The sequence below is a fragment of the Marivita sp. genome, from assembly GCF_017643905.1.
Taxonomy (GTDB): domain Bacteria; phylum Pseudomonadota; class Alphaproteobacteria; order Rhodobacterales; family Rhodobacteraceae; genus Marivita.
On record NZ_JAEPMO010000167.1, the window covers coordinates 1 to 8,943 of the forward strand.

11 protein-coding genes and 1 pseudogene are annotated in these 8,943 nt (G+C 61.5%); 4 read left to right on the plus strand and 8 right to left on the minus strand.

The annotated features are described in order from the left end of the window. Together JJ869_RS19915 and dgcN are read right to left on the minus strand one after the other, a co-directional pair. Positions 1 to 293: pseudogene (locus JJ869_RS19915) on the minus strand (dipeptide epimerase); the annotation flags it as partial. A gap of 74 nt (positions 294 to 367) precedes the next feature. Further along, positions 368 to 1,369: an N-acetyltransferase DgcN gene (gene dgcN, locus JJ869_RS19920; protein ID WP_292269943.1), complete on the minus strand. Its 1,002-nt coding sequence runs from the start codon at positions 1,367 to 1,369 to the stop codon at positions 368 to 370. Between the two features lie 258 nt (positions 1,370 to 1,627). Between dgcN and JJ869_RS19925 the strand changes: the two genes are divergently transcribed. Beyond that, a complete protein-coding gene (locus JJ869_RS19925) occupies positions 1,628 to 2,590 on the plus strand; it encodes an L-malyl-CoA/beta-methylmalyl-CoA lyase (RefSeq protein WP_292269945.1) in 963 nt (320 codons plus the stop codon). A 178-nt stretch (positions 2,591 to 2,768) separates the two neighbouring features. On the opposite strand, the gene JJ869_RS19930 is transcribed toward JJ869_RS19925, so the two are convergent. The 3 genes from JJ869_RS19930 to JJ869_RS19940 form a co-directional block, all read right to left on the minus strand. Then, the gene (locus JJ869_RS19930; RefSeq protein WP_292269946.1) at positions 2,769 to 3,272 is read right to left on the minus strand and encodes a lytic transglycosylase domain-containing protein; all 504 of its coding nucleotides are present in this window, start codon (positions 3,270 to 3,272) and stop codon (positions 2,769 to 2,771) included. 66 nt (positions 3,273 to 3,338) lie between these two features. Next, positions 3,339 to 3,497 (minus strand): hypothetical protein, encoded by a 159-nt coding sequence (locus tag JJ869_RS19935; protein ID WP_292269948.1) that lies wholly within the window; start codon positions 3,495 to 3,497, stop codon positions 3,339 to 3,341. 104 nt (positions 3,498 to 3,601) lie between these two features. After that, on the minus strand, positions 3,602 to 4,054 hold the full coding sequence (locus tag JJ869_RS19940; RefSeq protein WP_292269951.1) for an Lrp/AsnC family transcriptional regulator: 453 nt from the start codon (positions 4,052 to 4,054) through the stop codon (positions 3,602 to 3,604). 74 nt (positions 4,055 to 4,128) lie between these two features. Between JJ869_RS19940 and JJ869_RS19945 the strand changes: the two genes are divergently transcribed. Next, positions 4,129 to 4,725, plus strand: a complete 597-nt coding sequence (locus tag JJ869_RS19945; protein WP_292269953.1) for a LysE family translocator — start codon at positions 4,129 to 4,131, stop codon at positions 4,723 to 4,725. On the opposite strand, the gene JJ869_RS19950 is transcribed toward JJ869_RS19945, so the two are convergent. Next, on the minus strand, positions 4,699 to 5,553 hold the full coding sequence (locus JJ869_RS19950; RefSeq protein WP_292269954.1) for an AraC family transcriptional regulator: 855 nt from the start codon (positions 5,551 to 5,553) through the stop codon (positions 4,699 to 4,701). The genes JJ869_RS19945 and JJ869_RS19950 overlap by 27 nt on opposite strands. A 138-nt stretch (positions 5,554 to 5,691) precedes the next feature. Between JJ869_RS19950 and JJ869_RS19955 the strand changes: the two genes are divergently transcribed. Both JJ869_RS19955 and dtd read left to right on the plus strand, forming a co-directional pair. Continuing rightward, the gene (locus tag JJ869_RS19955) at positions 5,692 to 6,654 is read left to right on the plus strand and encodes an acetyl-CoA carboxylase carboxyltransferase subunit alpha (RefSeq protein WP_292269956.1); all 963 of its coding nucleotides are present in this window, start codon (positions 5,692 to 5,694) and stop codon (positions 6,652 to 6,654) included. 1 nt (position 6,655) lies between these two features. Then, positions 6,656 to 7,099: a D-aminoacyl-tRNA deacylase gene (gene dtd / locus JJ869_RS19960; protein ID WP_292269958.1), complete on the plus strand. Its 444-nt coding sequence runs from the start codon at positions 6,656 to 6,658 to the stop codon at positions 7,097 to 7,099. 355 nt (positions 7,100 to 7,454) lie between these two features. Here dtd and JJ869_RS19965 read toward each other — a convergent pair whose 3' ends face one another. After that, on the minus strand, positions 7,455 to 8,636 hold the full coding sequence (locus JJ869_RS19965; RefSeq protein ID WP_292269960.1) for an HlyD family efflux transporter periplasmic adaptor subunit: 1,182 nt from the start codon (positions 8,634 to 8,636) through the stop codon (positions 7,455 to 7,457). A 3-nt stretch (positions 8,637 to 8,639) separates the two neighbouring features. Next, positions 8,640 to 8,943: ATP-binding cassette domain-containing protein (locus JJ869_RS19970; protein ID WP_292269962.1), on the minus strand; the 304-nt coding region annotated here is incomplete at its 5' end.

Genomic DNA, 8,943 nt, shown 5'->3' on the forward strand with positions numbered 1-8,943 from the left:
CCGGCCTGCTTGGCTTCCAGATCCCAGAGCGCGCAATCCACAGCGTTCCGCGCGGCCCCGGCGGGGAGAGCCTCCTGCAACGCCGCACGATCAATACCCTCGGGCAACGACCGGATCTGCGCCTCGACACTCTCAAGCGTTTCGCCATAGCGCGCGTAAGGCACACATTCGCCCCATCCGGTCACCCCGCCCCGCGTCACTCGCACCGTCAACACCTTCGCCTCGCTCCGGCTCCCGCGCGAGATGGTGAACACTTGCGCCAGCCTGAACACATCGCGCGTGACTTCGATCATGGGCTGCTCCCCCTGCTTCTTCTTTTTTCAAATACGCACACGCGACGCGTCAACAGGCGCCACGCAAATGGTCGTCAAAGCGCCGCCAAAGCCTCCGCCAGACGATCAGCCCCTTGCCGGAACGGATCTACGGCAGGAAGACACATCCGGTCCCCCAGTTCCTTGAGATAGGCCACCGCCTCCGCCTCGCCCATATGCTGGGTGTTGATTGAAATCCCCGCCACAACGCAATCCGGGTTGGCAATCCGCGCCAATGGGAGCGCCATGTCCCGCAGTGCCTCGAGCGATGGCAGGTCATAGCCCGGCAGCCCGCGCATATGCGTGCGCGTCGGCTCATGGCACAGGATCAGCGCATCGGGCTGCCCGCCATGGATCAGCGCCAGCGTGACACCCGAGAAGGAGACGTGAAACAGGCTCCCCTGCCCTTCGATCACATCCCAATGGTCGGCATCATTGTCCGGCGTCAACCACTCGATGGAACCCGCCATGAAATCCGCCACAACCGCATCCAAAGGCACACCGTCGCCGGTGATCAGGATGCCCGTCTGCCCAGTCGCGCGGAACGTGCTTTTCATCCCCATGGCGCGCATGGATTTGTCCAAAGCGAGCCCGGTGTACATCTTGCCCACGGAACAATCCGTGCCGACACCCAGCACCCGCTTGCCCGTGCGCTTCACGCCATCGGCAATGGGATACTCGACCTCGGGCACCCGCACATCATGCAGGCTGCGCCCCGTGGCCTCGGCCACCGCCACCAGATCGGGTTCGTTGCGCAGCAGGTTGTGCAGGCCCGAGGCCAGATCGAACCCTTCCTCCAGCGCCATCACCAGCACCTTTTTCCACGCCTGGCTGATCTTGCCGCCCCGGTTGGCCACACCGACCACAAGGGTCTTCGCACCAGCCTCTTTCGCCTCGGCAAGGGTCATGTCCGGAAGTTTCATGTCGGCCTTGCAGCCCTCCATCCGGAACTGACCGACGCAGTTTTCAGGACGCCAATCCTTGATCCCCTGCGCCACCTTCGCAGCCAGCCCGTCGGGCGCATCCCCCAGAAACAAAAGATATGGTGTCTTGATCATTGCGGTCCCCTTTAAAGCAGCGTGTTTCATCAAAGAATGGCAGGCAGTCATGTCAATTGCATTGCTTTACACGCGCCATGACCCGCGTTTGCACAAAATTTCCCCGCAAACCGCCAAAACGACGGGAGAATCTTGCGCACGCGAACCGCGCTGCACAGCAGCGACGATTCCGCAGGTGCAAAATGCACTTGCAGAAAGTCGCGCAATTTCATAACCCCACAGCACCACGAAACGAAATATCCTTACCAAGAGGCGCCCATGTCCTTCCGCATCCAGCCCACCCCGCCGTCCCGCCCGAACCGCTGCCAGCTCTTTGGCCCCGGCTCGCGCCCGGCGATTTTCGAAAAGATGGCCAAATCGGACGCGGATGTCATCAATCTCGATCTGGAAGACAGCGTCGCACCCAGTGACAAGGACAGCGCGCGCGAGAACATCATTCAGGCCATCGGCGACATTGACTGGGGCACAAAAACCCTCAGCGTGCGGATCAACAGCCTTGATACGCCCTACTGGTACCGCGATGTTGTCGACCTGCTGGAACGCGCGCCCGAACGCCTTGACCAGATCATGATCCCCAAAGTGGGTTGCGGGGCCGATCTCTACGCTGTCGACGCTTTGGTCAGCGCCGTCGAAGCCGCAAAGGGCCGCAAGAAACGCCTCGGTTTCGAAGTGATCATCGAATCCGCCGCAGGTATCGCCCATGTCGAAGAAATCGCCTCTGCCACACCCCGCTTGCAGGCGATGAGTCTCGGTGCCGCCGATTTCGCGGCGTCCATGGGCATGCAGACCACCGGCATCGGCGGAACGCAGGCGAATTACTACATGCTGCACGAGGGTGCGAAATACTGGTCCGATCCGTGGCATTGGGCGCAGACCGCGATCGTTGCAGCCTGCCGCACCCATGGTGTGCTGCCGGTTGACGGCCCGTTCGGCGATTTTTCGGATGATGAAGGCTTCCGTGCGCAGGCGCTGCGCTCTGCCACGCTCGGCATGGTCGGAAAATGGGCGATCCACCCCAAACAAGTTGCCTTGGCCAACGAGGTCTTCACTCCCTCTGAAGAGGCAGTGACCGAGGCGCGCGAAATCCTTGCGGCAATGGAAGCGGCCAAGGCCAAGGGCGAAGGGGCTACGGTCTACAAAGGCCGCCTTGTCGACATCGCGTCAATCAAACAGGCCGAGGTGATCGTGCGTCAGTCCGAGATGATCGCCACGCCCGCCTGATTGGGGGCGTCTGAGCCCTATCGGCGCCAAGACAACACTGCTCAGGGAACCAACACCAAGGGCCTGCGCTTGATCCGGCGCGGGCCCTTTCCCCTATCCGCCGCTCCCAGAATTTTATGGGCGGGGCCAAGAATCTTCGTACGAAGATTCTCAGGCAAAGGTTATGAAAAGGTTGACCTCATTCGGACCAGTCCTTGCGCCCATGAACGCCGGTCTCGTCCAGCAGTCCCAGACGCTTCGCCTCGTAATAATACCCGCGCGCATACCACATCACCGCCTCTTCCTCGTCCCCATCGGAAACAAGCCAGGCCCCGCGCAGATAGCGCACCGCGTATCTGAGATTGGTTTCGGCATCCAAGAGATCCGAAGGTTCCCCCCTAAACCCCATGGATCGTGCCGTTGCCGGCAGGATCTGCATCAGCCCGTAATAGGGTCCGTTGCGCGCTTCAGGGCGATGTGTGCTCTCCCGGATCACCACCCGCTGAACAAGCGACACAGGCACCTCGTCCTCCTGCGCCGCAGCGACAATCATTTCGCGCAGTTCGGGCGTTTCATTGGGATAGAGGTTCCGCGTCGAAACGGTGGAAACGGTTTCCTCAGACGTTCTCTCCACGGTGGCGGAACACCCTGGAACAACACCCGCGACGCACAAAGCAATTAGGACAGGACGCAACATTTTCATGCGCCAGCCTTGCGACGAAGCCCGCCGCAAGGCAATCGTGATATTTTCCCATCGGCAAAGCTTTGCTCAGGCCGCGTAATACTCGTCAAAAACCGGCGATGGCTGGCTGTTCTGTTCGGTCACCAGCTTCGGACGCGGCGTGTAATAGGCCCAGGCTTCGGACAAAAGACGCAGCGCTTCGTCAGCGGAAACAGGGTTCGATGGAGTGGCGGATGTCTCGTTCATTGGGGCTCTCCAAGATGTGTGCCTACCATGCGCTCCAACCTATGTGCCCTGCCCCACGACACCAGAGCCACAGCAACAGGCGCGCCATGCGCCCGCTGCATGGCTCAGGCCCGCTCGTCCTTCGGCGATCCCATCACCACGTAAGAGGTGATCGCATTGACCTGCGGCAGGACCCCCAGAACCTCGGTGTGAAAATGCTTGTAGGCCGCCAGATCCCGCGCCTCGACCCGCAAAAGGTACTCCACCGACCCGGTGATATTGTGACACTCCCGCACCTCGGGGCTGCGCGAAATCGCCCGCTCGAATGCCTCCTGCGCGGATTTCGTGTGCTGGCTCAGTCCAACGGTCACATAGGCGACGAACCCGACCCCGGTTTTCTCAGGGCTCAGAACGGCCCGATAGCCTGCAATCACCCCGGACCGTTCCAGCGCGCTAACCCGACGCAGACAGGCCGACGGCGACAACCCGACCTGTTCGGCAAGGGCAAGGTTGCTGATGCGCCCATCCCACGACAACACGCGCAATATCTGGCGGTCAATCTGATCAATTTCGCTCATAGATTGCAAATATATGCAATAGACGGCACAGATTCACAACCAATATGCGCGCATCCTGGCACAAAGTGCGCCGCATGACCCTAGAACTCTTCCTCGCCCTCGCAGGCTTCGCCTTCGTCACCGTGATCACACCGGGACCGAACAACCTCATGCTGATGACCTCCGGCGCGAATTTCGGCTTTCGTCGGTCCATCCCCCACATGCTGGGCGTCGGCCTTGGCTTTCCCTTGATGATTGTCCCTGTGGGACTCGGCGTGATGCAGGTCTTCGATCTCTGGCCGATGTCCTACACCATCCTCAAAGTGCTGTCGGTGCTATACATGCTCTATCTCGCATGGCGCATCGCCAATGCAGCCCCCCCCGATGGCGCGCCCAAGACAGGCAGCAAACCGCTTTCCTTCCTGCAAGCCGCCGCGTTCCAGTGGGTCAACCCCAAGGCCTGGTCCATGGCGCTTGGTGCGATCACCCTCTACGCCACCGGGCGCGACATCGCCGCCGTGCTTTGGGTGGCCGGGACCTATGTCGCGATGGGCAGCATCTCCACCACCACCTGGACCGTGATCGGCCAGCAATTGCGCCGCCTCCTGAACCGCCCGACCCGGTTGCGCATCTTCAACTGGGCGATGGCAGCACTACTGGTGGCGTCACTGATCCCCGTGATCTGGACCTGAGCTCAGCGGCACACAAATCTCGGTCTGCAAGGCCTCAGGCGCAACTGACGTAGGATCGTTGAGATACACCTCGAAGGACGCATGTTCTGCGGGCATCCGCCCCGATGCAGGCAAAGCCTGCCCATAAAGCGCGTCCCAAGCCGCAGGCAACCCGGCATAAGGACCGACATACAGCATCACCGCATGCGGCCCGCCGGGCAGGATGACCTCCTCGAGCACATCGGGCATTTCAAACGCTGCATCCACCTGGACACCAGCGTGACTTCTCAAGTCAACCTCGGCAACCGAGGATGGGTCGGAATGATACACCCCAACCATCGGCCCGGCCTGCGACCAAAGCCCCCGCGCCGAGAATATCGCGGCAACTTCCTGAAACGCGCGCCCAATATCCTGATAGGCTCCACGGTGCGGCAAAGCCGCCAGACGCACAGGCGCCTGTTCCCGAATGTCATATTCGACCATCTCTCTCCGTCCTTCTCTGAAAAGCTGAAAACCACCCGGCAGGCCCGCTGCGCGGAACACGGCAGGCGTCACTCCGAAATGCGCCCGAAACGACCGCGCAAAGCTTTGGACATTGCTGTGCCCCGAACGCCGCGCGATCACCGATATCGGCCAATCCGTCTGGATCAGCCAATGCCCCGCCTTGTGCGCTCGGATTCGCCGCACCGCTTGCGCACATGTCTCGCCGGTCATCGCAACAAAAACACGGTGCCAGTGAAACCGCGACATCGCCGCGACATCAGCCAAAGCATCAAGCGACAGATCTCCTGCCGGATTGTCGTGAATGTGCTGCACAACCCGCCGCACCCGCGCTTCGTATGAGATCATCCACCCCTCCATCGCTGTCGCCTGATGATCCTGCCCGATCCTCCAGAGACAAGTCTTGCGAACCTTACAGCCGCCATCAGATTGCAAAAGCCGACCGCCCCGGCCATATAGCATCAGGGAACAACAGGCAGATCCACGATGACCAACTACCTCGATTTTGAAAAACCGCTGGCCGAGATCGAAGGCAAAGCCGAAGAACTGCGCGCCATGGCCCGCAAGAACGAAGAGATGGACATCGAAGACGAGGCCCGCGCGCTCGACGCGAAAGCACAGGCGCTGCTCAAGGATCTCTACAAGAAGCTGACCCCGTGGCGGAAATGCCAGATCGCGCGCCACCCCGAACGCCCGCATTGCAAAGACTATATCGACGCGCTCTTTTCCGAATACACCCCGCTTGCCGGGGACCGGAACTTTGCCGATGACGATGCAGTCATGGGTGGCCTTGCCCGCTTCGACGACAAGCCGGTGATCATCATCGGCCACGAAAAGGGTCACGACACCGAAAGCCGCCTCAAGCGCAATTTCGGCATGGCCCGCCCCGAAGGCTACCGCAAGGCCGTGCGCCTCATGGATCTGGCCGACCGCTTCCGCATTCCCGTCATCACGCTTGTCGATACCCCGGGCGCCTATCCCGGCAAGGGTGCCGAGGAACGCGGCCAGTCCGAAGCAATCGCCCGCTCGACCGAAAAATGCCTGCAGATCGGCGTACCGGTGATCTCGGTGGTGATCGGCGAAGGCGGGTCCGGCGGGGCCGTGGCCTTTGCCACCGCCAACCGCGTGGCGATGCTCGAACACTCGGTCTATTCGGTGATTTCACCCGAAGGCTGTGCCTCTATCCTCTGGAAAGACGCCGAAAAGATGCGCGAGGCGGCCGAGGCGCTGCGCCTGACCGCGCAGGATCTGCTGAACCTTGGCGTGACCGATCAGATCATTGCAGAACCCCTCGGTGGCGCACATCGCGGCCGCGAACAGACCATCCAATCGGTCGGCAACGCGCTGCGCGCCATGCTGAAAGACCTGTCGCAACATTCACCGAAGAAACTGGTCGCCGACCGCCGCCGCAAGTTTCTCGACATCGGCAACAAGGGACTGGCCGCCTGAGATGCGCGCGCTGATCCAACGGGTATCTGTTGCCTCCGTCACCGTCGATGGCGAGGGTCTTGGCGAAATCGGCGCAGGCCTGCTGATCCTGATCTGCGCCATGCAAGGCGACACCGAGGCTCAGGCCGACAAACTGGCCGCGAAGATCGCCAAGCTACGGATTTTCAAGGATGATGAAGGGCGCATGAACCGGTCGGTCGCAGATATCGGCGGCAGCGCCCTTGTGGTCAGCCAGTTCACTCTCGCCGCCGACACCTCCCGCGGCAACCGCCCCGGCTTTTCCACCGCCGCCGCACCGGACGAGGGCAATCGCCTTTACGACTATTTTGCCGACCAGATGGCTGCGCAGGGTATCCCGGTTGCCAAGGGTCGCTTTGGTGCGGACATGAAAGTGCGGTTGTTGAATGACGGGCCGGTGACAATCTGGATGGATACCGAGGACTGACCTCGGAAGGCACAGCAGCGGCACCGGCGCGTGTGCATATTTTTGAAAAGAAGAAGCAAGGGTCCGTGTCCACCCCAGCCAAGGCACCGCGTCCGAGCGTGGCTCTTGGTCAGCCTTGGCATGGGGCTTCTCCTTTTACGGTCATCGGCATGCCTGCCTGTACCGCACTGTCACCCGTAGCCCGTTGACCTTAACACGGCATTAATCGAAACGCGCGGTCCACGTCTTCTTCTTTTCAAAAATATGCAAACACCGAATAAGCCACAGACGCAGCGCCGTCTTTTGCGTCACACCACCACACGCCCGAGCCGCAGGCGAGACAAACCTGTCATGACGGGCAAAGCCCGGCATGTCCTTAGGGTTCGCGCAGCGCCTCGCGGGATTTGTAGAGCGGTTTGAGAAGGTATTGCAGCACCGTCTTCTCGCCGGTGTGCAATTCGACCGTCGCCTGCATGCCAGGGCGGATCTCCAGCTGACGCTGGCGGTCGCTGAGCGATGTCTTGTCGACACGCACGGTCACCTTGTAATGGGCCGGTGCGTCGGGGCGGCGTTCGTCTTTGAACGTGTCTGCCGAGATCACGTCGACCCGGCCTTTCAGTGATCCGTAGATGGTAAAGTCATAGGCCGAGAGTTTGATCGTTGCTTCCTGACCGGGGCGGATGCCCGCGATGTTCTCGGGCGCGACCTTGGCCTCGACATAGAGCTCTTCGCCCAGAGGGATGATCTGCAGGATCTCTTCGCCCGGGCGCACGACGCCGCCGATCGTCGTCACACCCAGCTTGTTGACGACCCCGTGCATTGGGCTCACCAGAACCGTTCGGTTCAACTGGTCCTGCGAGGACCGCAAATTTTGACGCAATGTTGCCAGTTCCTTGAGCGTCTCGGAATATTCCTGTGCACGGGTCAATTCGGTGTGTGTGATGATCTCGTCCATCTTGATCTGCGCATCCGCATGCGCCTTGCGAGCGCGGGTCACTTCGATCAGCGCGACCACCTTCTTTTCCAGAAGGTTCTCCATCAGGTTCTTTTCCTGCGTCGCCTGCTCCAGCACACGGCGCGCGCCGTCATAGCGGGAGTTGAAATCCAGCTGCCGCGCGGCCAGAAGCGCCTGTTCCGAGGCGGCCATTTCGGGGCTGCGCTGGCGCAGTTCCCACGGGATTTCAAACTGCACCAGACCGGCCATCTCGGCCTCGATCCGCAAGCGGCGGATGTCCAGCGCGGTGATCTGATCTTCGAGATCGTCCACGGACGACCGAAACTGCGTTCCGTAAAGCCGGGCCAGCACGTCGCCGCGCATCACCTCGTCGCCTTCCTTGACCAGCAGTTCGGCCAAAATACCGCCTTCGAGGTTCTGGATGATCTGCGGCCGCGAGGTCGAGATAAACTCACCGTCGGCACGCACGATCTCGTCGATCCAGGCATAGGCGGCCCAGACGATGAACAGCCACACCGCCGCCCCCGAGAGCCAGATCACCATCGACGGGCCACGCAGGCGGCGGCCAAGCTGGGCGTTGAGATCGGTTGTGCTGACCGCCATCGCTTACGCCCCCTGTGCCGTGCGCAGGTGGTTGAGCACCTGATCGCGCGGGCCATCGACCACCAGCCGCCCCGAGGCCAGAACGCTGGTCCGGTCGGCAAGGGCAAGGATCGGCACGCGGTGGGTGGCGACAATCGCCGTCCGGTCCGCCAGCCATGTCTCCAGCCGGGAGATCAGCGTCTTTTCCAACGTCTGGTCGAGCGCCGCTGTCGGTTCGTCCAGCAGGCACACATCGGGGTCCTGCAGCCAGAGCCGCGCCCAGCCGATGGATTGGCGCTGCCCGACGGAGAGGCCTTCGCCGCCGTCC